Below are 25,229 nucleotides of genomic sequence, written 5' to 3'. Positions count from 1 at the left end.
TCGGTCTGGCTCGGGAGGAGCCGTTGGTCCGGTTACATCTTGCCGTCGTCCTGGAACACCTGCGTCCAGTCCTTGACCAGGCCGTCAAGCGCATCCTTGGCCGAACCCTGGCCGGCAACGACATAGTCGTGGAAGCGCTTCTGCGAGGCCTGCAGCAGCGGTGCGTAGCTCGGCTCGGCCCAGAAGTCCTTCACGATCGCCATCGAGTCGAGGAAGGTCTGCGCATAGGGCTGGCTGGCCGGGAAGGCCGGGTCCTTCACCACCGCGTTCAGGCAGGAGTAGCCGCCGAGCGACCACCACTTGGCCTGCACGTCCTTGTTGGCGAACCACTTGATGTATTTCAGCGCCGATTCCTGCTTGTCGGAATAGGACACCACCGAAATACCCTGGCCGCCGAGCTGGGCGAACTGCTCGCCGTCCGGACCCTTGGGGTTGACGAAGTAGCCGATCTTGTCGCCGCCGACATTCTCGTCCTTCTGCAGGCCGGGCCAGGTGAAGGCGAAGTTCATATGCATGGCCACCTGGCCGGATTTGAAGGCGTCGACGCCTTCGCCCATGTAGCTGTTCGACGCGCCGGGCGGGGTGCAGCAATCATACAGCGCCTTGTAGAATTCCAGCCCCTTCACCGATTTCTCGGAGTTGACGAAGCCTTCCATTTCGTAGGGCTTCTTCGGGTTTTCGTACTGGAAGCCGAAGCTGTAGAGCACATCCATGGCGCCCATGGTGATGCCTTCCGAGCCGCGCTCGGTGTAGATCGAGGCGCCATAGACGGTCTTGCCGTCGATCTCGCGCTTCTGGAAGAATTCGGCGATCTGCTTCAGCTGGTCGAAGGTGGTCGGCGGGCCGAGGTCCCAGCCGTACTTTTCCTTGAACTCCTTCTGCAGTTCCGGCTTGGAGAACCAATCCTTGCGATAGGTCCAGCCGACGACGTCGCCCATGGCCGGCAGCGCCCAGTAGTTCGGGGTGTTCTTCGGCCATTCGGAATAGCCGACAACGGTTGCCGGCACGAAGTCGTCCATGCTGATCTTCTCCTTGTCGAAGAAGTCGTTCAGCTTGACGTAGTGGCCGTTCTCGGCCGAGCCGCCGATCCACTGGCTGTCGCCGATGATCAGGTCGCAGAGCTTGCCGTGCGAGTTGAGCTCGTTGAGGAAACGGTCGGCATAGTTGGTCCACGGCACGAACTCGAATTTCATGCCGATGCCGGTTTCCTTGGTAAAGTCCTTGGACAGTTCGACAAGTGCGTTGGCCGGGTCCCAGGCGGCCCAGCACAGCGTCAGGTCTTCAGCGTGCGCAACGTTCGAGACGGCTGTCGACGCGGTAATCGCCGAGGCCAGTCCCAACGCCAGTTTCAAGCTCGATTTCATGCCTTCCTCCCATTTGCGAAACGCGCCCGGATGGCGGTTTCAAGAGCCCCTCAACCCTCGCTCCTCCGAGGGCCTAAACATGGCGGCGCGGTGCGTCGCAGATGTTTAGTAATTTGTTTAGTGATGCAATTTTTACTAAACAAGGCAAGCGAAATCGTTGCTGCGCCGCAGCATGACGAAACGGGCATTGAAATCGTTGGGAAATGATTGCCGGGGCGGCTCGCCCGGGAGTTGCTTAGCCGGCGTCGATTACAACGTTGGTCTGTGGCGTCACCGGTCGGACAGGCGGCGCGGGCGGCAGCAATGCGCGAATATCGGCAAAGGGAAATGTCGGCTCGAAGCGGAAAGCCTCCGCCAGGGAGCCGGGGACGCTGTTGCATTGCCCGGCGCGAAATTCATTCTGCACGCGCGCCCTGTCGACATATTGTTCCGGCCGCTGCGAGCGATGCGCGCGGATCGCCTGTGTCTTGATATCTCGGTAGGCGGAGATGTCGACATAGTGCGTCGGCGAAAATCCGGTGCCGCCCATCGTATCGGCATGCAGCACCGGCACGGCGAAGGAGGCGGCGATGCGCACCCCGTCCGAGAGCGCGCGGTGGTCGGCGTGATAGTCGTTGGGCGCGTGCGTGATCACCAGATCCGCCGCGGTGTCGCGTATCAGCGCTTTCAGCGAAGCGATCAGCGCCGCATCGGCAGCCAACTCGCCGTCGGGAAAGTCGAGAAAATGAAGGGTTGCGCCGAGCAGTGCGGCCGCCGCCGCCGCTTCCTCCCGGCGGACACGCGCCAGAACGCTGGGGTCGCCCTTGCCGCCCTTGGCGCCATCCGTGGCTATGGCAAAACTGAGTTCTGCGCCTTGCGCCGCATAGGCGGCCAGCGTACCGAACATGAATATCTCGATGTCGTCCGGATGCGCGCCGAGCGCCAATACCTTCACTTAACTCTCCCCGGAAATGGAAACACGTGACGAACGGAATCCTGCTCGCTCTCATCGCCTATGCAAGCTATTCGTGCAGCGACGCCGTTATCAAGAGCCTTGGCGCACAGTTCACCGTCTTCGAGATCGCCTTCTTCGTGACGCTGTTTGCCGGCGGCTTCCTGTTTTTCAGCCGGCCGGCCGATGAGCGCTGGCGCGGTTTCTGGCGTACCAAGCGACCATGGGCGGTGCACGCCCGCGCCTGGGCCGGCATGGCATCGGGCTTGCTCAGCGTCTATGCCTTCACCACCATTCCGCTGGCTGAAGTCTACGCACTGGTCTTCCTGGCGCCGCTCTGCGTCACCATTCTCTCGACGCTGGTGCTCAAGGAAAAGGTCGGCCCATGGCGCTGGCTGGCCGTGGTTGCCGGTTTTGCCGGCGTCATGCTGGTGGTGCGGCCGGGTTTTCGCGAATTGCATCTCGGCCACCTTGCCGCCTTCGCTGTAGCCTTCCTGGCCGCCTCCAACATCATCCTGACCCGCTCGCTGGCGCAGCAGGAAAAGCGCACCACCATGCTGGGCGTGCTGGTTGGCTATGGCCTGGTGTTCAACGGCATAGGCGTCGCCGCTACATCGTTTACCCTTCCCAACGCGATGCAGCTGCTGTGGCTGGTGATGGCCGGCGCGTTCGCCGCTTGCGGACAGTTGCTGCAGCTGCTGGCCGCCAAATATGCGCCCGCCAACCGCATCGCGCCGACACACTATTCGCAGATCGTCTGGGCGGTGATCCTCGGCGCGCTGTTCTTCCAGGAATATCCCGACTGGCTGTCCCTGGTCGGCCTCGCCGTGGTTGGCGCTTCCGGCCTGCTCACCATGGTGCGCGAGGAAGTGCGGTTGGGCACGGTGCGCTGGAACCCGCTTGCGCGGACAAGACTGTGAGCGAGCGCTGGTTGCACGGTTATGGTGACCGCTGATATGCGGACGCGATGACGACAAGACCCTTGCCGGAGCTTCCGGTGTCCGCCGTACTGCCGGCGCTGAGCGAGGCGCTCGGTGGTGGCAACAGCGCCGTGCTGGTGGCGCCGCCCGGCGCCGGCAAGACGACGCTGGTGCCGCTGGCGCTGCTCGATGCGCCTTGGCTGGGCGCCGGCAAGATCATCCTGCTCGAACCGCGCCGGCTCGCCGCCCGCGCCGCCGCCCGCCGCATGGCCGAATTGCTCGGCGAAGAGCCCGGCGCCACAGTCGGTTATGCCATGCGCATGGAGAACCGCACGTCGGCGCGGACCAAAATCCTGGTCGTGACCGAAGGCGTGCTGGCGCGCATGATCCTCGACGACCCGGAACTGCCCGGCGTTTCGGCGGTGATCTTCGACGAATTTCACGAGCGCTCGCTGGACGGCGATTTCGGGCTCGCGCTGGCGCTCGATGTGCAAGGGGCCTTGCGGCCCGACCTGCGCTTGCTGGTTATGTCGGCGACGCTCGATGGCGCACGCGTCGCCAAACTTCTGTCCGGCGCGCCGGTGATCGAAAGCGAGGGCCGCGCCTTTCCGGTCGATGTCCGTTACGACGAACGGCCGGCTGGCGTTCCCGTCGAAGACGCGATGGCCAAGGCGATCCGTTCGGCGCTGGCCGAGGAGAGCGGAAGCGTGCTCGCCTTCTTGCCTGGCCAGCGCGAGATCGAGCGCACCGCCGAGCGGCTCGACGGCCGATTGGGCGCCGACACCGACATCGTGCCGCTCTACGGCCAGCTCGACAACAGGGCGCAGGACGCCGCCATCAAGCCGGCGCCGCCCGGCCGCCGCAAGGTGGTGCTGGCGACGTCGATAGCCGAGACTTCGATCACCATTGACGGCGTGCGCGTCGTCATCGACTCCGGCCTGTCGCGGCTGCCGCGCTATGAGCCGGCAAGCGGCCTGACGCGGCTGGAGACGGTGCGTGTTTCCAGGGCATCGGCCGACCAGCGCGCCGGCCGCGCCGGGCGTACGCAGCCGGGCGTCGCCATACGGCTGTGGCGGGCCGAGCAGACGGCGGCTTTGCCTGCCTTCACGCCGCCCGAGATCCTTGAGGCCGATCTGTCCGGGCTGCTGCTCGACTGCGCCGCCTTTGGTGTCGCCGATCCGGCGAGCCTGTCCTTTCTCGATCCGCCGCCTACGCCGGCGCTCAACGAGGCGCGGACGCTGCTCGGCGCGCTGCACGCCATTGATGACGCCGGCCGGCTGACGGAGCAGGGCGGCGCGATGCGCAAGCTGGTGCTGCCGGTGCGGCTGGCGAACATGGTCGCCGAAGCCTCTAACAGCGACCACGCGTTGGAGGCGGCGATGCTGGCCGTGCTGCTCACCGAGCGTGGTCTCGGCGGCGACGGCGCCGACCTCGAACGGCGGCTGATGCGCTTTCGCAGCGAAAAATCGCCGCGCGCCGTGGCGGCAAAGCAATTGGCCGAGCGGCTGGCGAAACAGGCGGGCGGTCGCAAAGGCGATGCGCCGGCGGGCGCGGGCGCTCTGCTCATCCACGCCTGGCCGGACCGCGTCGCCAAAGCGCGCGGCGAGCGTGGGCGTTTCGTGCTCGCCAACGGCTCCGGCGCCATGGTCGACGCCGCCGATCCGATGGCCGGCGAGAGCTGGCTGGTCGTCGCCGATCTGCAGGGCAAGGCGCAAAACGCCCGCATCACGGCGGCGGCTGCGGTCGACGAGGCTGACATCCGCGCCGCCCTATCCGACAGGATCGAGACCCGCCGCGAGACGAGCTTTGACCGCGAGCGGCGCGCCGTGCGTGTGCGCGAGACCGCAAGGCTCGGCGCCATCACTTTGTCGGAGCGCATGCTGCCGGCACCCTCCGGCACTGACGCCGACCGCGCCATCCTGGATGCCTTGCGTGAACACGGGCTCTCTCTGCTGGAGTGGGGCAAGGAGGGGGAGACGCTACGCCAGCGCCTTGGCTGGCTGCATCGCGGCCTTGGCGCTCCTTGGCCCGATGTTTCGGACGCGGCCCTCATCGAACGCCTCGACGACTGGCTGCTGCCGTTCCTCTCAGGCAAGGCATCCTTCGCCGCGATCGACCCGGGCGCACTGTCTTCGGGCCTGATGGCGCTGGTGCCGCATGAATTGCAGCGCAAGATCGGCGCACTGGCGCCGACTCATTTCGACGCGCCGTCCGGCAGCCATGTGCCGATCCGCTATGACGGCGAATGGCCGGTGCTGGCGATCCGCGTGCAGGAGCTGTTCGGCCTCGACCGCCATCCCGCTATCGCCAACGGCACCGTGCCGCTGACGCTGGAGCTGCTGTCGCCGGCGCATCGGCCGATTCAGACGACGCGCGACCTGCCCGGCTTCTGGCGCGGCTCCTGGGCCGATGTGCGCACCGACATGCGCGGCCGCTATCCCCGCCATGTCTGGCCGGAAAATCCGCTGCTCGCCGCCGCTACGGCGCGGGCAAAGCCGCGCGGGACCTAGCGCTCGTCCTTTCCCGGCTATAATCCTTGGCCATGATCAAAATTCTGCACGCGCCAGACTTCCAGCAAAGCCAGCGGCTGCGCCTCAACACGCTGATCCGGCTGCGCTGGCTGGCCATTGTCGGCCAGAGCCTGACCGTGCTGGTCGTCGCCTATGGGTTGAAATTCCCGCTGCCGGTCAGCCTCTGCTTCGCACTGATCGCCTGCTCGGCCTGGCTGAACCTGGTGCTGACCTTCCGCTATCCGGCAGCGCACCGGCTGACCCCGTTCCCGGCCTTCTTCATCCTGACCTTCGACAGCCTGCAGCTTGCCGGCCTGCTCTACATGACCGGCGGTCTCACCAATCCGTTTTCGCTGCTGATGACCGTGCCTGTGGTCGTCTCGGCGACATCGTTGCCACTGCGTCTCACAGCCATTCTTGGCGGGCTGGTGATCGTGGGGGCAAGCTTGCTGGTGTTCTTCCACCTGCCGCTGCCCTGGTATGAGGGCGCGCCGCTGCCCATGCCGTTTATCTATGTCGCCGGCATATGGATGGCGGTGTTTTCCTCGATCGCCTTCACCGCCATCTATGCCTTCCGCGTCGCGGAGGAAGCCCGCCTGCTCGCCAACGCGCTTGCCGCCACCGAACTGGTGCTGCAGCGCGAACAGCATCTGTCGGCGCTGGACGGTCTGGCTGCCGCCGCAGCACACGAGCTCGGCACGCCGCTCGCCACCATCGCCCTTGTCTCCAAGGAGATGGAAAAGGCGCTGGGCGACGACCCGAAATACGCAGAGGACGTCAAGCTGCTGCGGTCGCAGAGCGAGCGCTGCCGCGAGATCCTGAAGCGGCTGACCAGCCTGTCCTCCGAGGGTGAGGCGCATCTGTCGCGGCTGCCGCTGACCTCGCTGGTCGAGGAGGTGACGGCGCCGCACCGCGATTTCGGCATCTCGATCAAGCTGCGGCCGGGCGAGCGCATCGGCCCCGAACCCGTGGGACGGCGCAACCCCGGCGTCATCTACGGCCTCGGCAATCTGGTCGAGAACGCGGTCGACTTCGCCCGCAAGACCGTCACCGTACGCTGGAGCTGGGACGAGCTCGACGTCACATTCTCGATCATCGACGACGGGCCCGGCTTTCCGCCCGAAATCATCGATCGCATCGGCGAGCCCTATATGTCGACGCGCCAGGGCAACGAGGCCGGTGGCGGCCTGGGTCTCGGGCTCTTCATCGCCAAAACCTTGCTCGAACGCTCCGGCGCCACACTCGATTTCCGCAATTCGAGCGGGCTGGGCGAGGGCGCCATCGTACAGATATCGTGGCCGCGCACCGTCTTCCTAAACCCGGAATCGGTGGGAACCACGATGTTCGACACCGCCTGAGGCATTTTGATTTGGCGCATGATCCTTTCTGAAAATCGACTACGATTTTCGGGGTCATGCACTGGCTGAGACCGGCAAAATTGGACAATGGCGTTCAGGAACTATATCTGCGTAAAATTAAGGCAGCAGGATTTTTGAAAGACGATGACTGGCGAAGAAGCAATAGGCGCAATGGTTGAAGGCGAGGATACCTCGCTGCTGATCGTCGACGACGACAAGCCGTTCCTGACGCGGCTGGCTCGGGCCATGGAAACCAGGGGTTTCGTGGTCGAGACGGCCGAGAGCGTCGAGGAGGCGGTGGCCAAGGCGCGCGCCCATCCGCCGGCCTATGCGGTGGTCGACATGCGGCTTGGCGACGGCAACGGCCTCGACGTCGTCGCCGCCATCCGCGAGAAGCGCGACGATGCCCGCACGGTCATCCTCACCGGCTATGGCAACATCGCCACTGCGGTGACGGCGGTGAAGCTCGGCGCCATCGACTATCTGTCGAAACCCGCCGATGCCGATGATGTGTTTGCAGCACTTACCCGCACCGCCGGCGAGCGCGCCGCACCGCCCGAAAACCCGATGTCGGCCGACCGCGTGCGCTGGGAACACATCCAGCGCGTCTACGAAATGTGCGACCGCAACGTCTCCGAAACCGCGCGGAGGCTCAACATGCACCGCCGCACGCTGCAGCGGATCCTGGCCAAGCGCGCACCGCGTTAGATTCACCAAAGCGCGTAGACCGCCAATCGCAGGAAGTCAGCGCCGCCCCTCATCGCCCTGCCGGGCACTTCTCCCCGTATAGCGACGGGGCGAAGGAGGATGGCCGCGACGCCGGCATTTTTCATGCGAATGCTTTGTGATTGGCGAAACCGCCGATGACAGCGCCCCTCGCCCCGTTTACGGGGAGAGGATGCCGGCAGGCAGGCGAGGGGCAGCGCCGGCGCTTGGCAGGTGAGACGCTTGCCCTGCCATCGACCTTTGCGCATCATCGCAAACAACGCTGGAGGACCAGCCCGGTAACGGAGGAAGCATGCGCGACGAACGGCCGAAATCCATCCTTCGCGAATTCCTCGATGGCGAGGCGGCGGGCGGCATCATCCTGATGGTGGCGGCAGCGCTCGCGCTGATCGTCGCCAATTCGCCGCTGGCCGAAACCTATTTCGCCGCACTCCACGCCTATCTCGGCCCGCTCAGCCTCTCGCACTGGATCAATGACGGGCTGATGGCGGTGTTCTTCCTGCTGGTCGGCCTCGAGATCAAGCGCGAGATGCTCGACGGCCAGCTCTCGACCTGGCCGCGCCGCGTGCTGCCGGGCGTCGCCGCCGCCGGCGGCATGCTGGTGCCGGCGCTGGTCTATGTCGCCATCAACCGCAACAATCCGGCCGCGCTCTCCGGCTGGGCGATCCCGACCGCCACCGACATCGCCTTTGCGCTCGGCGTTCTGTCGCTGCTCGGCAGCCGCGTGCCGGCGTCGCTGAAGATCTTCCTCACCGCGCTTGCCATCATCGACGATCTCGGTGCCGTCATCATCATCGCCATCTTTTACACAAGCGGGCTGTCGCTCGCCTATCTCGGCGCCGCCTTTGCCGTCATTGCGGTCCTCATCGTGCTCAACCGCATGCGGGTGACGGCGCTGACGCCCTATCTCGTGCTTGGCGCCGTGCTGTGGGTGCTGGTGCTGAAATCCGGTGTGCATGCGACGCTGGCCGGCGTGGCGCTGGCGCTCACCATCCCGCTCAAAGTGTCTCCCGGCAGCGGGCATGATCTCGACCATTCGCCGCTGCACCGGCTCGAACACGGCCTGCACAAGATTGTGCCCTTCTTCGTCATCCCGATTTTCGGCTTTGCCAATGCCGGCGTGTCGCTGGCCGGTCTCAGCGCCGCTGCTTTGGTCGAGCCGCTGACGCTCGGCGTCGCCGCCGGCCTGGTGCTGGGCAAGTTGGTCGGCGTCTTCGGCTCGTCCGCTCTGGCGATTCGGCTCGGCTTTGCCGACCTGCCGGTCAATGCCGGCTGGCTGCACATGGTCGGCATTTCGCTGCTCTGCGGCATAGGCTTCACCATGAGCCTGTTCATCGGCCTGCTCGCCTTCGCCAGCGATGTGGCGCTGCAGGACGCGGTCAAGGTCGGAATCCTTGCGGGCTCGTTCATCGCTGCGCTGCTCGGCGCCGCCGTGCTGCTGATGGCGCCGGTCGCGGAGGAGATCGACGAAGACTAGAGCAATTCCAGGAAAAGTGTGATCGGTTTTCCCGGGAAAAGCGCGAAGCGCTTTCCCTTGGGAATTGCGTAAAAACAAAGAGATAGAGCGGTTCGCCGTTTCTGTGAAACGGTGAAACGCTCTAGATGGGCGGCAGGCCGAAAGCCGCGAACAGGTCGGGTCCGAGCGGCGGCACGTAGATCGTCAGCGAGGCGATTTTGCCGTCCGCAGCTTCGATGACATGCAGCGAATGCGGGCGCCATAATGCATCCTGATTGCTGCGTGCGTAGACGCCGACCGCTGGTTGGGCGTTGGCTCCGATGGCGACCGTGCGGTAGCCCGAAAAATTGCCCCAGACGGTCTCCAGGAAAGCGTGGATCGCTTCGCGTCCCCGGTACCATTCCCGCCATGGTGGCATGTGGTAGGTGGCGTCCTCCTTCAAGAGCTCGATAAGGCTGTCGAGCCTGGCCGCCTGCCAGGCCTGCATGTAGCGTTCGAGCAGCATGGCCTCTTGCCGGTTGGGCCGCGAGCGCTGCTGCGGCCGCCCCTGGGGATATCGCTCGCCCAGTGTTGCGCGCGCCCGCTGCAAGGCGCTGTTGATCGAAGCGGTCGAGCCGCCCAGCAATTGCGCCGTCTCGACAGCCGACCATCCCAGCACATCGCACAAAAGCAGAATGGCCCGCTGCCTGGGCGGCAGAAGCTGGATCGCCGCCACGAAGGCGAGTTGCACCGCCTCGCGGGCTTCGTAGCGCGCTTCCGGCCCGGGCTGGTCGTCAACGAAGTCCGGAAACTCCGTGTCCGGGTACGGCTCCAGCCAGGTTAACTCGGCGGCGGGCCCGCCAGTGGCCCGCCCGGCGCTCTCCGGTCGTCCGGGCTGCTGGAGAATGCGATGCGCCGTCGACCGCGCCTTGATGGCGTTGAGGCAGCTGTGGGTGGCGATCGTATAGAGCCAGCCGCGCACCGAGCCCCGGCCGTCGAATTGCGACCTGCCGCGCCACGCCCTCAGGAAAGTGTCCTGGACAAGGTCGTCCGCCTCATGCAGCGAGCCCATCATCCGATAGCAATGGAGTTTGAGTTCGCGGCGGTGGGCCGCCGTCAAACGCTCGAAGGCCAGCCGATCGAGGATCGGCCGGCTCAAAGGCTCAACAGGGCCGGGAGCGTCTGTCATGAGGAGCCTGCGGTGCTGAAGCTGCCTGCCACCGTGCGCGCCTCACGCCGCCGCCGCAAGTCCGCTGCCGCTAACGGTGAAGGAGCTGCCTTCCGATTTGCCGGTGGCGAGCGCGACCACCGCGCGGCCGACATCGGCCGGCGTCTGCAAGTCGGTCATGCTGGCAAGGACATCTGCAGGCCGGATGCCCAAATAGGCCGCAAAGCCATCGAGCCCGGCATCGCCTATGCCGGTCCCTGGCATGATGCGAGCCGGTGCGAGCGCCATAAAGCGCAGGTTCAGTCCAAGCCGATCCGATTCCTTTTGGCAATGACCGGCCAGGAACATCTGCATGCGTTTTGCGCCTGCATACCCGCCGGAGAACGGCGGTCCGCCGCTGAAGGCTGCGCCGCTGGAGATCAGCACAACCCGGCTCCCCGCCTTCAACCGGCCCTGGAGTGCGGCCTTGCAGAACAGGAACGACGCCTTGACGTCCATTTCCCAGTTCACCGAGAAGTCCTCCCAGCTCTGATCCTGGACGGGCGCGGACGGGGCAAGGGCGCCGGCGCAGATCACCAGCACGTCCGGCTCGAGCGCGGCGAAAACCGCATCGGGTGCGGTCTCGTCGGTGGCGTCGAGCGCAAGCGTCTTCACACCTGATGTCTCCCAGGAGAGATCCTTCAGCGCGGCTGCACCGCGAGCAACGGCGAGCACTGTCGCGCCCTCGCCAAGCGCGGCCTGCACGATCGAGCGGCCGACACCCCGGCTGCCTCCGATGACGACGACATTCTGACCTTGCAACGATCCCATGGACCACCTCTCTTTCCGGCCGCCGGACCATCCAACGCGCCTACTGATCAGGACAGCCGAGGTGAGCGGAAATCATCGGTGCAGGTCAAAAAATTCTCTCAATGGATCGGCGGCCCCCGCACGAAACAATGGTCGGGCACCAGCGGCGACGCGCCGTTGGCCCGGCGCACTGCTATTCGCTCTCCCCCTCCAGCGCCGGCACCGCCACCCCGGCAAGTTCCGCCGCCAGCAGCCGCGCCGCACCCGCCCGCGCAATGCGCAACATCAGCGCCTTGCGCGTTGCCGCCGCCATGCGGTGCTCCGGCGCATCGCGCAGGATCTCGGCGCCGTAGCCGTCGGAAAGGATGAAGCCGCATTCCTCGGGGAAGATTTCCGAGGGCACGCCCGGATGCGTGGCGAAGAAGAAGCGGTCCGAATGCAGCCGGTAATCAGGCCATTTGCGGTCGACGCGAAAATCCTCGATCGAGGATTTGATCTCGATGATCCAGATGTCGCCTTGCCGGGTCAGCGCCACCAGATCGGCGCGCCGGCCTGTGGCCAGCGACAGTTCAGGCAGCACATGCATGCCCATCTGCATCAACAGCCGCTGCACGCCCCGCCGCACCAGCATGGCGCGTTCCGACTGGCGGCCGTCGATCAGGGGATTGAGGGGAATCGGCGAAATGATCGGCATGGCAGCCACCATGCCAGATTTTGTTCACGGTTTGAACCTGTTTTTGGAAGGCGATTGTGTACTTTGCGAACACAAGCCACAGAGCGTCCCAGCGCTAGACCTTGTGGGTTAGCATCGCTGCGAACTCATCCGGGTTTTTCGGCGTGATCGCTGGGAACCGGGGCCACCACCGCTTTTCGACTAAGACCAACCTTCGAGGCCAGCGATTGACGATGCTGATGGTATTCCAAGGATGCGAGCCTAGATTCAAGATAGCGGCGAAATTGAAACGACCTTCGATGACGTGTGCAGCGACGATGTTCGTCGTTTTCAGCCGATAGAACGGCAGCAACCGAAAGAGTCGAATCTCAAAGCATTCGGGCGTCGCATAGAACTCCCAGAGCAGACCCCACATTCTAGTCCCTCTACGGCTGGGGAGCGCCTAGCCATACAATGCGCGAGAGTCCGCAGGCGCCTCTGTGCGGTTTTCCAAACTATAATCCCAAAGGACGCTGGTCGCCCGTATGTGATAGTCGCGGAGTATGCCGCCACGGCCCTTAGCCATAATCACGCGATGTTCTTCGAGATTGCGCCAGCGCGCCAACGCAGCTTCGTCGCGCCAGAGTGAGAAGGACAGGTACTTTCCTGGCTCTGTGGAACTCTCAAACCGCTCTGCCGATATGAAGCCATCAATAGCTTCAAGTAGCGGGCGTATTTCCTTCGCCAACGCCTCGTATTCCGCGCGCCGCTCTGGGTAAGGCCACAATTCCGAGACGACAGCTATCACCATGGGGATACCCGCTAGCATCGCCGGGGAATCGTACTCCTTGCCTAGAAATTTGCGAGTCAAATCAAATGCCGGCCCGTCGAGCACACCGCTGACGACGCTCATTGTGCCTTCGTCCCTTCGGCTTGTTTTTAGGGTCCGGCGGCGCTTTCGCCAGTTTGCTCACTAGCGTCGACGGCTGACTTTTCATTGTCGGCCTCAAGCTGCCGAGCCATCTCCAGAAACACCTCGTATTAGGGCTGGGTCACCCTGGAGTGACGGCTTGATCCCGGCCCCTTACGCGATCGCACCATATTCGTCTGGGTGCAGTCTGGTATTGATCCGCAGCGGCCCTATGTCGTGCCGGTCAACTTCCGTTCTTATCCAATAAGACGGCAGGACTAAGGTCTTGCGCCGTGAGGACGAAGGTCTGATGTAACCGCTTTGGTTCCGGTCTTGTCCATTGGACGTTCCGTATTTTAGCCAAATGAGATGTTAGACCTTTGGAGGATTTCGTGCGCGTCGGCGCCAGTCCATTCCGGCGCAGCCTTTCAAACCGTGGCCGAAGCCGGCCTGTCTCCCAACGCCGATCCCGCAATATCATCCAAAATCGGGCAGTCCGGCCGGTCATCACCATGGCAGGCGTGGATCAGCTTCTGCAGCGTCGCGCGCATCGACTGCAGCTCGCGCACCTTCTCCTCGATGGCGCTGACATGCGCGGCGGCGATCTCGCGCACGTCGTGGCTGGCGCGGCTGCGATCGCGGTAGAGCGCCATCAACTGGCGGCAATCGTCGATTGAAAAGCCGAGGTTGCGGGCACGCCGCAGAAAGGCCAGCCGGTGGATGTCGTCGCCGGAATAATCGCGATAGCCATTGCCGGCGCGCGCCGGTGCGATCAGGCCGATCTCTTCATAGTAGCGAATGGTCTTGGCCGGCAGGCCGGACCGCGCCGCGGCATCGCCAACATTCATAATGGTTCCTCGATGTGGTTCCCTGATTCTGGGCTATCCGACAGGACCGCCCATTGATTTTCCTTCACAATCCTGTGACCCCTGTTGCCGAATTGCCATAGTTGATGGCTTACCGGCATGTAAGCCCTTGCATATAGGCATCGCGTGCTTGGCAAGCAAAGCAAATGCCAGCAAGAATGATTTCAGGAAAAGCGGCCGCAACGTGCCGCTCGATTCTGGGCGGGGCATCGGACCATTTCATGCGCATGAAGTCATTTGCAATCGTCGCTGCACTTGCGTTGTCGACCGCGATCTCGGGTTGCAGCACGATCGGCTCGCAGCTCTTCAGCAACAACTACGGTTCGGTGAACGATGCAGGCTATCAGCTTCCGCGCATCCCGATCGAGAAAGTGCCGCTGAAGTACCACCGGCAAGAGGTGAACTACGACACCTCGGAAAGACCCGGCACCATTGTCGTCGATACCCAGAACAAGTTTCTCTACTTCGTCGAAGGCGACGGCCGGGCGATCCGCTACGGCATCGGCGTCGGCCGCGAAGGTTTTGAATGGCACGGCACCGCCCACATCGCGCTGAAGCGCGAATGGCCGACCTGGACCCCGCCGCGGCAGATGATCCAGCGCCAGCCCGAACTGGCCAAGTTTGCCGGCGGCATGGAGCCCGGCCTGAAGAATCCGCTCGGCGCGCGCGCCATGTACCTGTTCAACAAGGGCGGCGACATGGGCTATCGCCTGCATGGCAGCCCGGAATGGAATTCGATCGGCAAGGCGATGTCGTCGGGCTGCATCCGGCTGATGAACCAGGACATCATCGACCTCTACGACCGCACGTCGGTCGGCGCCAAGGTGATCGTGATGTGAGACCATGATCCCGAAAAGTGGATACCGGTTTTCGGGAAAGATCATGGTCAACTAAAGAGTTTTATGACGCGGACCGTCTAGGCAACAACGGACGTCCCAAACAGAAAACCGGGCAATTTGGCCCGGTTTTTTGTTTTAAGTCCGATGGGGAAGGTCCTACGAGACCTGCTCGACCTGCTGCACTTCCGGCACGAAATGCCGAAGCAGGTTCTGGATGCCGTGCTTCAGCGTCGCCGTCGACGACGGGCAGCCGGCGCAGGCGCCCTTCATGTGCAGGAACACTGTGCCGTTCTCGAAGCCGCGGAAGGTGATGTCGCCGCCATCCTGGGCAACCGCCGGACGCACCCTGGTGTCGAGCAGTTCCTTGATGGTGATGACCAGTTGCTCGTCGGCCTTGTCGTAGAATTCGCCGGTCTGGCTGGTCTCGGCGGCGGGGCCGGCGTTGACCATGACCGGCGCGCCCGACATGAAATGTTCCATGATGGCACCGAGGATCGCCGGCTTCAGATGCTGCCAGTCGGGGCCGTCCTTGGTCACGGTGATGAAGTCATAGCCGAAGAAGACGCCGGTGACGCCGGGGATCTCGAACAGCCGGCCGGCCAGCGGCGAGGCGCTGGCTGCACTGTCGGCATCGCGGAAATCGGCGGTGCCTTCAACAAGCACTTCCTTGCCGGGCAGGAATTTCAACGTTGCCGGGTTCGGCGTCGATTCGGTCTGGATGAACATGGCCGTCTCCGTGCCCCAGTCGGGCAGCTAGTTTGGAATAATTCTAAATAGGCTCAATCGGCTGGACATTCAAGCGAAACGCATCGCTCAAAGGGCTGGCTGGCGGAATGTTTTTGCTGGCCCTTACCGCAAACCGAGGTGCGTTGAGATTCAGGTCAGGCCGGCCTCACCTGAATATCAGCTCACCTCAGGCGAGGCTGTCGATCTCCTCGTCCGACAAATTCTGCGGCACCACTGTGACCGGAATAGGGAAGGCAGCGCCCTTGCCGGCCACGGCGCCGACCAGCGGTCCGGGCCCTTCCTTGCCGGCGCCTGCCGCCAGCACAAGGATGGCGATGTCCTGGTCTTCCTCGATCAGCTTGTGGATCTCCTCGGTCGGCTTGCCTTCGCGCACCACCATTTCGGGCTCTATGCCAAGCTTCTGGCGCACCTTGTTGGCATAGCCGTCGAGCGCAGCGCGCGCCGTGGCATTGGCCTCCTCGCGCATGATCTTCTCGACACCCAGCCAGTGCTGGAAATCGTCCGGTGTGATGATGTAGAGCAACACCAGCGTACCACTGGTGCTCTGCGCCCGCTTCGAGGCGTAGGCGACGGCGCGTTCGCACTCCGGCGTGTCGTCGATGATCGTCAGGAATTTCCTGCGATGGCCGGCTTCGCGACTGAGGCGTTTGGAGACCATGTCTATCTACTCGATGCCAATTCGGCCGCAATCTGCCACCCGCGCCGGCCGGCCGCAAGCGGCCGGCCTTGTGCCAGTATGGTGCGGTGCACAGGCGATGCAGATCAGCCTTGCAGCAGGCCGATAATGTCGCGCACCGTCTTCATGGTGGTCTCGGCCAGCACGCCGGCGCGTTCGCCGCCGTCCTTAAGCACCGCATCGACATAGGCGCGGTCGCCCTCGATGCGGCGCATCTCGCCGGCGATCGGCGCCAGTTTTTCCACGGCAAGGTCGGCCAGCGCCGGTTTGAACACCGAAAACTGCTGGCCGCCGAACTCCTTGAGTACGTCGGCCTTCGACATCTCGGCAAGCCCGGCATAGATGCCGACCAGGTTTTCCGCCTCGGGTCGGCTTTCCAAACCGTCGACCTCGCTCGGCAAGGCCTCGGGATCGGTCTTGGCCTTGCGAATCTTCTTCGAGATGGTGTCGGCATCGTCGGTCAAGTTGATGCGCGACAGGTCGGACGGGTCCGACTTCGACATTTTCTTCGAGCCGTCGCGCAGGCTCATGATGCGCGCCGCCGGGCCGCCGATCACCGGTTCGGTGATCGGGAAGAAGCCGTTCACCGTCTCTTCGCCAACCTGCATCTCGACGCCGACGCCAAGGCTGGCGATGCGGCTCGAAAAGTCGTTGTTGAACTTTTGCGCGATGTCGCGGGTCAGCTCCAGATGCTGCTTTTGGTCCTCGCCCACCGGCACATGGGTGGCGCGGTAGAGCAGGATGTCGGCCGCCATCAGCGAAGGGTAGGCGAGCAGGCCGAGCGAAGCATTCTCGCGGTCCTTGCCGGCCTTGTCCTTGAACTGCGTCATCTTGTTCATCCAGCCGATGCGCGCCACGCAGTTGAAGATCCAGGCAAGCTCGGCATGCTGCATCACCCGCGACTGGTTGAAGACGATGTGCTTCGTCGGGTCGATGCCGGAGGCGAGGAAGGCGGCGGTGATCGAACGGGTCTGGTCGGCGAGATCGTCATGGACGAGCTGTGCCGTCAGCGAATGCAGGTCGACGACGCAATAGATGCAGTCGGACGTGTCTTGCAGGGCGACGAATTTCTTGATGGCGCCGAGATAGTTGCCGAGATGCAGATTGCCGGTCGGCTGGACGCCGGAAAAGACGAGCTGTTTGAAGGCGGTCATGATGTCCTCATGGCTTGTGGAGGGCCGTTTCGCGCGCGGCGAAAGTCTTTCGACGGCACGCTTATGGACGAGAGCGGCCTTGCGATCAAGACCGGCGCCGTCGGGCTGCCCCGACTACTCGTCCAGTTCGGTGTTTGCGGCGGGTGGGGTTGCCTTGCCAGATCCGCGTTTCACATTCCGGCGGATCATGCCGAAATCGGCGCCGCCGGTGGCAAAGGCGGTGACGAAATAGAGCAGCGCCCCGCCGGCGACCAGCGCCAAAAGCGTCGTCGCCTTGATCACCAGTGGCGAGCCGGGGCCGAGCCTGACGGCCAGCCAGTGTTCGGCGAAATAGAGCGCTGCCGCCATCACCACCGCCGACAGCACCAGCCGGGGAATACGCTTCAACAGCGGCACATCGCGGCCCCAATGGCCGCGTCGGATCAGGACAGCAAGCAGCATCATTGCATTGACCCAACCTGCCACGGCCGAGGCCACCGCGATGCCGGGCGCGCCCATCCTGGGAAACAGCGTCAGCGCGGTCGCGACGTTCACGCCGACCGAAATGGCGGCGAACATCATCGGCGTGCGCGTGTCCTCGCGGGCGAAATAGCCGGGGGTGAAGGCCTTGATCAGTACGAAGGCGGGCAGGCCGAGGCCGAAGATCGCCAGGATCGCCGCCACCGTCGGTGTCGAGCCGTTGGCGGCAAAGGCGCCGCGCTCATAGACCAGCCGCACGATTGGCTCCGACATTACCCACAGGGCCGCCGCCGCCGGCAAGGTCATGAACAGCGTAAACTCGACCGAGCGGTTCTGCAGATTGGCCGCCTCGACCAGATTGCCCGACTTCAGCGCCCGCGACAGTTCCGGCAACAGCACGATCGCCACCGCGACGCCGACGACGCCGAGCGGCAGCTGGTAGATGCGGTCGGCGTAAGCCAGAGAGGACACTGCGCTATCCTGCGCCGAGGCGATCGCCGTGCCGATCAGCTGGTTGATCTGCGTGATGCCGCCAGTGATCGCCGCCGGCAGCGCCAGGATCAGCAGCCGCTTGACGTTGGGCGTCATCTTCGGCCGGCGAAAACCGATCGCGATGCCGGCATTGCGCACCGCGATCCAGACGATGGCGAGCTGCACCAGTCCGGCCGCCAGCACGCCCCAGGACAGGCTGAAGCCGACTTCGCGCGCATCCATGCCGTGGTACCAGGCATAACCGAGCACGCTGATCAGGATGATGTTGAGGAAGGCGGGTGCGACGGCTGCCGCGAAATAGCGGCGCAGCGAATTCAGCATGCCGGCCATCATCGCCGCCAGCGACATGCAGATGAGATACGGGAACATGATCGTCGCAAGCAGGACGGTGGTCTCGAACTTGCCCGGCGTGTCGGCAAACCCCGGCGCCACCAGATAGCGCACGATCAGCGGCATCGCCAGTTCCATGATGATGGTCAGCGCCAGCAGCGCCGAGAACAGCACGCCGAACACTTCCTCCGAAAAGCGCTTGGCGCCGTCGGTGCCGTGCGTCTCGATCTCCTTGGCAAACAGCGGCACGAAGGCGGCGTTGAAGGCGCCTTCGGCAAACAGCCGGCGAAACGTGTTGGGAAACTGAAAGGCGGCGTTGAAGGCGTCCGCCACCGGTCCGGTACCGAGTGCAGCCGCCATCAGCATCTCGCGGCCAAAGCCGAGCGCGCGGCTCATCAGCGTGCCGGACGCAACCGTGGCGAATTTCTTGACGAGGCTCATGCGCGGGGAGATTGCCTGGATGATTGGGAAAAAGGGGGTGATTGGGACAAAGTGATGGTCACTCAGCCGCCGCCTTGGCCTTGCCACCGCGCTCCGGGGCAATGCCCTCGAGTGCGGCGATCAGCCTGGTGCGGATGGCGGCGGTGCGCGCCGGGCTGTCGATCTTCTGTCCGGTCAGGTCGGTGACATAGAAAGTATCGATGACCTTCTCGCCGAAGGTGGTGATGTGGGCCGAGGCGATGTCGAGCGACAGGTCGGACAACGCACTGGTGATCTCCGACAACAGGCCGGGCCGGTCGAGCCCCTCGACCTCGATCACCGAAAACCGGTTCGACAGCGTGTTGCGGATTTCGGCGCGCGGCGGAATTTTGAACACCTTGGCGCCGCGCCGCGGCCGGGTGCGCTTCTCGATCATTTCCGGCAGCCAGCTCTTGCCCGACAGCACGTCCTCGATCAGCCGGCCGACGCGCTCGGCGCGGCGGCGCTCGTCCTCGTCGCGGTCGAACTCTCTGGAAATCAGGATGATGTCCAGGGCGCGGCCGTCGGACGTGGTGAAGATCTGCGCGTCGACAATGTTGCCGCCGGCTCCTGCACAGGCGCCGGCAATGACCGAAAGCAGGCGCGGATGATCCTGCGCCAGGACGGTGATCTCGGTCACTGCCTCGAACTGGTGGGTCCTGACCACTGTGGCGAGCTTCTTGCCCGCCACGTCCGCCTCGCGGATGAATTCGGCATGGCGCAGCTGGTCGGCGAGATCGACGGTCAACAGGTAATTCTCATAGTGCAGGCCGACATAGCGCTTGCGCGCCTTGTCCGGCCAGTCGGCCAGCGCCTCGGCCAGACGCTCGCGTGATGCCGCCGTGCGCTGGGCGCGCGACACTTCCGAAAAGCCGCCGGTCAACAACAGTTCGGTCTCGTAGTAGAGCGTGCGCAGGAGCTGGCCTTTCCAGCCATTCCAGACGCCCGGTCCGACGCCTCTGATGTCGCACACGGTGAGGATCAGCAGCATCTTCAACCGCTCGACCGACTGCACGATCGCGGCGAAATCCTCGATCGTCTTGCGGTCGTTGAGGTCGCGGGTCTGCGCCGTCATCGACATCACCAGATGGTTCTCGACCAGCCAGGCGACGGTCTCGGTGTCGGCGGCCGACAGCCCCATATGCGGGCAGATACGCCGCGCGATCCGGGCGCCGGCCTCGGAGTGATCCTCAGGCCGGCCCTTGGCGATGTCATGCAAGAGCACGGCGACGTAGAGTGCCTCGCGGCTCTTCTTCAGCCCCGGCATCAGCGTATGCGACAGCGGATGCACCTTCTCGCCGTCGCCACGCTCGATTTCGGCCAGCACGCCGATGCAGCGGATCAGGTGCTCGTCCACCGTGTAGTGGTGGTACATCGAGAACTGCATCATGGCGACGATCTTGCCGAAGTCGGGGATCAGCTTGCCGAGCAGGCCGGCCTCGTTCATGCGCCGCAGGTTGAGCTCGGCATTGCGGTCCGAGGTCAGGATGTCGAGGAACAGCCGGTTGGCCTCTTCGTCGCGCCGCAGCGACTTGTTGACGAGGCCGAGCGAACGGGTGAGCAGCTTCAGCGCATCGGGATGGAACTCCAGCCCGTGCTTGTCGGCGAACCAGAACAGCCTGAGCAGATTGACCGGGTCGCGCTCGAACACCGTGTCGTCGGCGACGTTGATGCGATGGTTGTCGACGATGAAATCAGAGGTGCCGGCCAGCTTGCGCTTGCGGCGCTGGAAGGTGAGGAAGATGCGGTTGAAGCCCGGAACGTGCTTGGCCTGCTCTTCCTCGAGCGCGGCGCAGAAGATGCGGGTGAGGTCGCCGACATCCTTGGCGACGAGAAAATAGTGCTTCATGAAGCGCTCGACCGCCGACAGGCCGGGATGGGTGGTGTAACCGAGACGCTCGGCGATTTCGCGCTGGATGTCGAAATGCAGCCGCTCCTCGGGCTTGCCGGTGAGGAAATGCATGTGGCAGCGCACTGCCCACAGAAAGTCCTCGGCCTTGAGGAATTCCCTGTATTCGGCTTCGGTGAAAACAGCCTTGTCGACCAATTCCTCGCCAGTGCGTACGCGATAAAAATATTTGGCGATCCAGAACAGCGTCTGCAAATCGCGCAGGCCGCCCTTGCCGTCCTTGACGTTGGGCTCGACCAGATAGCGGCTTTCGCCGGCCTTGGCGTGGCGCTCGTCGCGCTCGGCGAGCTTGGCCTGCACATATTCCGGTCCGGTGGTGCGCACCACTTCATGGTCGAAGCGGGTCAACAATTCGTCAAAGAGCTTTTGCTCGCCCCACAGGAACCGGGCCTCCAGGATCGAGGTGCGGATGGTGATGTCGCTGCGCGACAGCCTCAGGCACTCGTCGATGTTGCGGGTGGCGTGGCCGACCTTCAGCCCGAGGTCCCACAGCATATAGAGCATGTATTCGACGATCTGCTCGCCCCAAGGCGTCTGCTTGTAGGGCAGCAGGAACAACAGGTCGATGTCGGAACCCGGCGCCAGCGTGCCGCGGCCATAGCCGCCGACGGCAACGACGGCCATGCGCTCGGCGGTCGATGGGTTTTTCACCCGATAGACATGGGTCGCCGCGAAGTCGTAAAGGGCGCGGATGATCTCGTCCATGAGATGCGACAGCCGGGCGGCGCAAGCCGTACCGCTGCCATCGTCCATCAGCATGCGCTCGGCGACCTTGCGGCCCTCGGTCAGCCGACCCTTGAGCAGCCGGAGCGCGCCGACGCGCGCCCCGGGCTCGGCGCCGTTGCCGGCCGAGGTCAGCGCCGTCATCTCGCGGCGCAGGGCGTCGCCGTCGATCAGCTCGTCGAGTTTGAGGGAGATTTTTGCCATAAGTTACCGGTTGGCCTCGCCTTTCGGCGGCGTCTATAGCGCGTTTTCACGGCGCTGTGTATGGGGCCGACGGACGCGCCGGCCGCGATACTCGAACGGAATGACCTTCTCCTGCCGGAGCCGGAAGAGATCGATGATCTGCCGCGCCAGCCGCCTGGTCTCGATCTTGACCTTGGCGGTGATCGGCTTGTGGCGCCGTTCAGCCATCCCGCTTGCGGCCCATTCCTCTTCGCGCTCCTGCTTGAGCAGGCTCGGCAACTGCACTGGTCCGCCGCCAAGGAACTGAGCCTGCAGGCACAAAGCCGGCACAAGCTGATAAATGACGTCGCGGGACGAGGTCGCAAAACGCGGATTGAAGACGAGCTGATCGACGGGAATGGCAATGTCATTCGTTGCCTCGATGAGGTCTCGGGCGGCCTGTCTCGACAGGATGTAGCCGGCCGTGCCGATATGGACGGCGTACAGCCTGCTCGCAGAAAAACCGTGGCCACAGGCAATCTGCTTGCGTGAAATCACGGTTCGATTGAAGAATGTTTCCAGCTTGACGATGTCCGCGTCGGCGGGAATCCAGTCCACATCGGCAAGCAAAGCGCCGGCATTGTCAGCGAAGACGACATCGTCCTCGAAGATGGCGCCATAGGCGTCATCGCCTGCCGCAATGATCGACCAGCATTGTTTATGGCTGAGCAGGCAGGCGATCTCGCCGTCGGCCATACGCAACTGCTTCTTGCCCTGCGGCATTTCGGCCAGATCCGGCCGATCGCGCGCGTCGATGGCGACGACCCGTTCAAAGGCGATGCCAATGCGGGCGAACTCGGCCGACACGTGGGCGAGGCGGTCGCGGGACCGATCGAGATTGATAACCAGGCATTTCATTCAGGTGGGATCGATGCAGTGGATGCGGGTGGTCGGGTCCATAACATAGGAAAGAAATTGCGTAAGCGATTTTCCCTCGATGCCGTCAGGTGGCGGCCATGATCGAAAAGTCGAAATCGCCCCTTGACCTTCCAGTTACTGGAAGCACTACCTCCGCATCCAGACAGACATGAAGGCATTTGTTCGATGGCGCATTCCGAGCATCACCACCACGCGCATGCTGCCGATGGCAGCTGCTGTACGGCAAAGGCGGCTGCGCCGGCCGCCGAGGCGGTGGTGCGCGACCCGGTCTGCGGCATGAGCGTCGATCCGGCCGCAGGCAAGCCGACGGCCGAACATGGCGGCCGTCTCTTTCACTTCTGCAGCGAGGGCTGCCGCACGAAATTCGTCGCTGCGCCTGAAAAATACCTGACCGCCACCGACCCTGTCTGCGGCATGAGCGTCGACCGCGCCACTGGGAAGCATTTTTTCCGCCACGAAGGTCAGGGTTTCTATTTCTGCTCGGCCGGCTGCCAGGCGAAGTTCGAGGCTGAGCCGCAAAAATATCTCGGCGACAGGCCGGCGCCGTCGCCAATGCCGAAAGGCACGCAATACACCTGCCCGATGCATCCCGAGGTGATCAGGGACAAGCCCGGCTCTTGCCCGATCTGTGGCATGGCGCTGGAGCCGATGGGTGTCCCAACCGGCGACGAGGGCCCGAACCCCGAACTGGTCGACTTCACCAGGCGCCTCTGGGTCAGCGCGGTGCTGTCCGTGCCGCTGCTGATCGTCGCCATGGCGCCGATGCTCGGCCTGACCTTCCAGGCCTTTGTCGACGAGCGCACGATGGCCTGGCTGGAACTGGCGCTGGCCAGTCCGGTGGTGCTGTGGGCAGCCTTCCCGTTCTTCCATCGCGGATGGGATTCACTGGTCAACCGCAGCCCCAACATGTGGACGCTGATTTCGCTCGGCGTGGGTGCTGCCTATCTCTACAGCGTCTTCGCTACGCTGTTTCCGGACATCTTTCCGCATCAGTTCCGCGGGCATGGCGGCGCGGTGCCGGTCTATTTCGAGGCCGCTGCCGTCATCGTCGCGTTGGTGTTCCTCGGCCAGGTCCTCGAATTGCGGGCGCGCGAAAAGACCGGCTCGGCCATCCGCGCGCTTCTCGACTTGGCGCCGAAGACGGCGCGGCTGCTCGGCGCGGATGGTTCCGAGACCGACGTGCCGCTCGATGCGGTCAAGGCCGGCGACCGGCTGCGCATCCGTCCGGGCGATGCCGTGCCGGTCGACGGCATCGTGCTTGAGGGTCGCTCCTCGGTCGACGAATCGATGATCTCGGGCGAGCCGCTGCCGGTAGAAAAGACCGAGGGCGATGCCTTGACCGGCGGCACGCTCAACAAGAACGGTTCGCTGATCATGCGCGCCGAGAAGGTCGGCGCCGAGACCACGCTTTCGCGCATCGTCGAACTGGTGGCCAAGGCGCAGCGCTCGCGTGCGCCGATTCAAGGGTTGGCCGACCGCGTCTCCTTCTACTTCGTGCCTGCCGTCGTGCTGGTCGCGCTTGCCGCCTTTGCCGCCTGGGCGGTCTTTGGCCCCGAGCCCAGCCTGATCTTCGCCATCGTCTCGGCGGTCTCGGTGCTGATCATCGCCTGTCCCTGTGCACTCGGCCTGGCGACGCCGATGTCGATCATGACCGCGACCGGGCGCGGGGCGCACGCCGGCGTGCTGATCAAGGAAGCGGCAGCACTCGAGCGCTTTGCTTCGGTCGACACGCTGATCGTCGACAAGACCGGCACATTGACCGAAGGCCGGCCTCGGCTAACTGACGTGATCGCTTCGGAAGGCTTGTCGGAGAATGAATTGCTGACGCTCGCCGCCGGCCTGGAGAAAGGCTCGGAGCATCCGCTGGCCGAGGCCATTGTCGGCGGAGCCGGCGAACGCAGCCTGACGGCCGAAGAGGCCAGCGGCTTCGAAGCCGTCACCGGCAAGGGCGTCTCCGGCACGATTTCGGGCAGGAAGGTTGCGCTCGGCAACGCCGCCATGATGGCTGATCTCGCCATCGACATCGCGTCCCTGTCGGCCAAAGCCGAATCCCTGCAGGCCGAGGGCAAGACCGCGATGTTCGTTGCGGTGGACAAAAAGCTGGCCGGCATCGTCGCTGTCGCGGATCCGGTCAAGGCGACCACGGCAGAGGCGATCAGGGCGCTGCACGACAGAGGCTTGAGGATCATCATGGCGACCGGCGACAATGAGCGCACGGCACGCGCCATCGCCAAAAGCCTCGGCATCGACGAAGTGCGCGCCGGCCTGCTGCCAGAACAAAAGGCTGCCTTGGTCGAGGAATTGCGCGGCAAAGGTGCGGGCGTCGCCATGGCCGGCGACGGCGTCAACGATGCGCCGGCCTTGGCCGCCGCCGATGTCGGCATCGCCATGGGCACCGGCGCCGATGTCGCGGTCGAAAGCGCAGGCATTACGCTGGTCAAGGGCGATCTCAACGGCATCGTCAGGGCGCGAACGCTGGCCCAGGCGACGATCCGCAATATCCGCCAGAACCTGTTCTTCGCCTTCCTCTACAATGTGCTCGGCGTGCCGGTCGCCGCCGGCGTGCTCTATCCGCTCACCGGCACGTTGTTGTCGCCGATGCTGGCGGCGGCGGCGATGAGCCTGTCTTCGGTTTCGGTGATCGCCAACGCATTGCGGCTGAGGACATTGAAACTCTGAACTCAACCCCCAAATACGAAATCCAATCAACA

At 64.1% G+C, this 25,229-nt stretch carries 21 protein-coding genes; 7 read left to right on the top strand and 14 right to left on the bottom strand.

What is annotated here, in order from left to right; genetic code table 11:
• Positions 1–32 precede the first annotated feature (32 nt).
• Positions 33–1,364 (bottom strand): ABC transporter substrate-binding protein, encoded by a 1,332-nt coding sequence (locus AC1DYC_RS23515; RefSeq protein ID WP_181056473.1) that lies wholly within the window; start codon positions 1,362–1,364, stop codon positions 33–35.
• A gap of 235 nt (positions 1,365–1,599) precedes the next feature.
• Entirely contained in the window at positions 1,600–2,298 is a 699-nt protein-coding gene (locus AC1DYC_RS23510; protein ID WP_477410195.1) for a PIG-L deacetylase family protein, read from the bottom strand.
• 26 nt (positions 2,299–2,324) lie between these two features.
• Here AC1DYC_RS23510 and AC1DYC_RS23505 point away from each other — a divergent pair, with 26 nt between their 5' ends.
• The 5 genes from AC1DYC_RS23505 (at position 2,325) to nhaA (ending at position 9,286) form a co-directional block, all read left to right on the top strand.
• Complete coding sequence (locus AC1DYC_RS23505) at positions 2,325–3,215, top strand: DMT family transporter (RefSeq protein WP_477410194.1); 891 nt, start codon at positions 2,325–2,327, stop codon at positions 3,213–3,215.
• Positions 3,216–3,262: 47 nt separating this feature from the next.
• A complete protein-coding gene (gene hrpB / locus AC1DYC_RS23500; protein ID WP_477410193.1) occupies positions 3,263–5,725 on the top strand; it encodes an ATP-dependent helicase HrpB in 2,463 nt (820 codons plus the stop codon).
• A gap of 32 nt (positions 5,726–5,757) precedes the next feature.
• Positions 5,758–7,083 (top strand): ActS/PrrB/RegB family redox-sensitive histidine kinase, encoded by a 1,326-nt coding sequence (locus AC1DYC_RS23495; RefSeq protein ID WP_477410192.1) that lies wholly within the window; start codon positions 5,758–5,760, stop codon positions 7,081–7,083.
• Positions 7,084–7,227: 144 nt separating this feature from the next.
• The gene (locus tag AC1DYC_RS23490) at positions 7,228–7,791 is read left to right on the top strand and encodes an ActR/PrrA/RegA family redox response regulator transcription factor (protein ID WP_023672848.1); all 564 of its coding nucleotides are present in this window, start codon (positions 7,228–7,230) and stop codon (positions 7,789–7,791) included.
• 310 nt (positions 7,792–8,101) lie between these two features.
• Positions 8,102–9,286, top strand: coding sequence for a Na+/H+ antiporter NhaA (nhaA, locus tag AC1DYC_RS23485; RefSeq protein WP_477410191.1), 1,185 nt, complete (start codon positions 8,102–8,104; stop codon positions 9,284–9,286).
• A 121-nt stretch (positions 9,287–9,407) separates the two neighbouring features.
• On the opposite strand, the gene AC1DYC_RS23480 is transcribed toward nhaA, so the two are convergent.
• The 6 genes from AC1DYC_RS23480 to cueR all read right to left on the bottom strand — a co-directional run bounded on the left by AC1DYC_RS23480 (position 9,408) and on the right by cueR (position 13,611).
• Positions 9,408–10,433: an RNA polymerase subunit sigma-70 gene (locus tag AC1DYC_RS23480; protein WP_477410190.1), complete on the bottom strand. Its 1,026-nt coding sequence runs from the start codon at positions 10,431–10,433 to the stop codon at positions 9,408–9,410.
• A gap of 42 nt (positions 10,434–10,475) precedes the next feature.
• Complete coding sequence (locus AC1DYC_RS23475) at positions 10,476–11,222, bottom strand: SDR family NAD(P)-dependent oxidoreductase (RefSeq protein ID WP_477410189.1); 747 nt, start codon at positions 11,220–11,222, stop codon at positions 10,476–10,478.
• 172 nt (positions 11,223–11,394) lie between these two features.
• Positions 11,395–11,895, bottom strand: coding sequence for an MmcB family DNA repair protein (locus AC1DYC_RS23470; protein ID WP_477328911.1), 501 nt, complete (start codon positions 11,893–11,895; stop codon positions 11,395–11,397).
• A gap of 94 nt (positions 11,896–11,989) precedes the next feature.
• Positions 11,990–12,289: a hypothetical protein gene (locus AC1DYC_RS23465; protein WP_477410188.1), complete on the bottom strand. Its 300-nt coding sequence runs from the start codon at positions 12,287–12,289 to the stop codon at positions 11,990–11,992.
• A 27-nt stretch (positions 12,290–12,316) separates the two neighbouring features.
• Complete coding sequence (locus tag AC1DYC_RS23460) at positions 12,317–12,766, bottom strand: antibiotic biosynthesis monooxygenase family protein (protein ID WP_477410187.1); 450 nt, start codon at positions 12,764–12,766, stop codon at positions 12,317–12,319.
• 425 nt (positions 12,767–13,191) lie between these two features.
• Positions 13,192–13,611 (bottom strand): Cu(I)-responsive transcriptional regulator, encoded by a 420-nt coding sequence (cueR, locus tag AC1DYC_RS23455; protein WP_477410186.1) that lies wholly within the window; start codon positions 13,609–13,611, stop codon positions 13,192–13,194.
• 239 nt (positions 13,612–13,850) lie between these two features.
• On the opposite strand from cueR, the gene AC1DYC_RS23450 reads away from it, so the two are divergent.
• Positions 13,851–14,468, top strand: coding sequence for a L,D-transpeptidase (locus AC1DYC_RS23450; RefSeq protein ID WP_477410185.1), 618 nt, complete (start codon positions 13,851–13,853; stop codon positions 14,466–14,468).
• Positions 14,469–14,624: 156 nt separating this feature from the next.
• Here the strand turns inward: AC1DYC_RS23450 and AC1DYC_RS23445 are convergent, their stop codons facing one another.
• The 6 genes from AC1DYC_RS23445 to AC1DYC_RS23420 all read right to left on the bottom strand — a co-directional run bounded on the left by AC1DYC_RS23445 (position 14,625) and on the right by AC1DYC_RS23420 (position 22,497).
• Positions 14,625–15,194 (bottom strand): NifU family protein, encoded by a 570-nt coding sequence (locus tag AC1DYC_RS23445; RefSeq protein ID WP_023685140.1) that lies wholly within the window; start codon positions 15,192–15,194, stop codon positions 14,625–14,627.
• Positions 15,195–15,381: 187 nt separating this feature from the next.
• Positions 15,382–15,873 carry a universal stress protein gene (locus AC1DYC_RS23440; RefSeq protein ID WP_023672856.1) on the bottom strand — a complete coding sequence of 164 codons (492 nt, stop codon included), beginning with the start codon at positions 15,871–15,873 and terminating at the stop codon, positions 15,382–15,384.
• A 104-nt stretch (positions 15,874–15,977) separates the two neighbouring features.
• The gene (gene trpS, locus AC1DYC_RS23435) at positions 15,978–17,045 is read right to left on the bottom strand and encodes a tryptophan--tRNA ligase (RefSeq protein WP_477259171.1); all 1,068 of its coding nucleotides are present in this window, start codon (positions 17,043–17,045) and stop codon (positions 15,978–15,980) included.
• A 114-nt stretch (positions 17,046–17,159) separates the two neighbouring features.
• A complete protein-coding gene (murJ, locus tag AC1DYC_RS23430; protein WP_477410184.1) occupies positions 17,160–18,767 on the bottom strand; it encodes a murein biosynthesis integral membrane protein MurJ in 1,608 nt (535 codons plus the stop codon).
• 58 nt (positions 18,768–18,825) lie between these two features.
• Positions 18,826–21,621, bottom strand: coding sequence for a [protein-PII] uridylyltransferase (locus tag AC1DYC_RS23425; RefSeq protein WP_477410183.1), 2,796 nt, complete (start codon positions 21,619–21,621; stop codon positions 18,826–18,828).
• Between the two features lie 33 nt (positions 21,622–21,654).
• Positions 21,655–22,497: a glycosyltransferase family 25 protein gene (locus AC1DYC_RS23420; RefSeq protein WP_477410182.1), complete on the bottom strand. Its 843-nt coding sequence runs from the start codon at positions 22,495–22,497 to the stop codon at positions 21,655–21,657.
• Between the two features lie 186 nt (positions 22,498–22,683).
• Between AC1DYC_RS23420 and AC1DYC_RS23415 the strand changes: the two genes are divergently transcribed.
• Positions 22,684–25,197, top strand: coding sequence for a heavy metal translocating P-type ATPase (locus tag AC1DYC_RS23415; protein WP_477410181.1), 2,514 nt, complete (start codon positions 22,684–22,686; stop codon positions 25,195–25,197).
• Positions 25,198–25,229 lie beyond the last annotated feature (32 nt).

Source organism: Mesorhizobium sp. P2_E7 (assembly GCF_056403855.1).
Note: the sequence above shows the minus strand (reverse complement) of the source record. Positions and strands in the feature narration are given on the sequence as shown.

Coding starts and splice junctions, on each gene's coding strand:
- AC1DYC_RS23515 (WP_181056473.1), bottom strand. CDS start 1,364: ATGAAATCGAGCTTGAAACTGGCGTTGGGACTGGCCTCGGCGATTACC.
- hrpB (WP_477410193.1), top strand. CDS start 3,263: ATGACGACAAGACCCTTGCCGGAGCTTCCGGTGTCCGCCGTACTGCCG.
- AC1DYC_RS23495 (WP_477410192.1), top strand. CDS start 5,758: ATGATCAAAATTCTGCACGCGCCAGACTTCCAGCAAAGCCAGCGGCTG.
- AC1DYC_RS23490 (WP_023672848.1), top strand. CDS start 7,228: ATGACTGGCGAAGAAGCAATAGGCGCAATGGTTGAAGGCGAGGATACC.
- nhaA (WP_477410191.1), top strand. CDS start 8,102: ATGCGCGACGAACGGCCGAAATCCATCCTTCGCGAATTCCTCGATGGC.
- AC1DYC_RS23480 (WP_477410190.1), bottom strand. CDS start 10,433: ATGACAGACGCTCCCGGCCCTGTTGAGCCTTTGAGCCGGCCGATCCTC.
- AC1DYC_RS23475 (WP_477410189.1), bottom strand. CDS start 11,222: ATGGGATCGTTGCAAGGTCAGAATGTCGTCGTCATCGGAGGCAGCCGG.
- AC1DYC_RS23470 (WP_477328911.1), bottom strand. CDS start 11,895: ATGCCGATCATTTCGCCGATTCCCCTCAATCCCCTGATCGACGGCCGC.
- AC1DYC_RS23465 (WP_477410188.1), bottom strand. CDS start 12,289: ATGTGGGGTCTGCTCTGGGAGTTCTATGCGACGCCCGAATGCTTTGAG.
- AC1DYC_RS23460 (WP_477410187.1), bottom strand. CDS start 12,766: ATGAGCGTCGTCAGCGGTGTGCTCGACGGGCCGGCATTTGATTTGACT.
- cueR (WP_477410186.1), bottom strand. CDS start 13,611: ATGAATGTTGGCGATGCCGCGGCGCGGTCCGGCCTGCCGGCCAAGACC.
- AC1DYC_RS23450 (WP_477410185.1), top strand. CDS start 13,851: ATGCGCATGAAGTCATTTGCAATCGTCGCTGCACTTGCGTTGTCGACC.
- AC1DYC_RS23445 (WP_023685140.1), bottom strand. CDS start 15,194: ATGTTCATCCAGACCGAATCGACGCCGAACCCGGCAACGTTGAAATTC.
- AC1DYC_RS23440 (WP_023672856.1), bottom strand. CDS start 15,873: ATGGTCTCCAAACGCCTCAGTCGCGAAGCCGGCCATCGCAGGAAATTC.
- trpS (WP_477259171.1), bottom strand. CDS start 17,045: ATGACCGCCTTCAAACAGCTCGTCTTTTCCGGCGTCCAGCCGACCGGC.
- murJ (WP_477410184.1), bottom strand. CDS start 18,767: ATGAGCCTCGTCAAGAAATTCGCCACGGTTGCGTCCGGCACGCTGATG.
- AC1DYC_RS23425 (WP_477410183.1), bottom strand. CDS start 21,621: ATGGCAAAAATCTCCCTCAAACTCGACGAGCTGATCGACGGCGACGCC.
- AC1DYC_RS23420 (WP_477410182.1), bottom strand. CDS start 22,497: ATGAAATGCCTGGTTATCAATCTCGATCGGTCCCGCGACCGCCTCGCC.
- AC1DYC_RS23415 (WP_477410181.1), top strand. CDS start 22,684: ATGGCGCATTCCGAGCATCACCACCACGCGCATGCTGCCGATGGCAGC.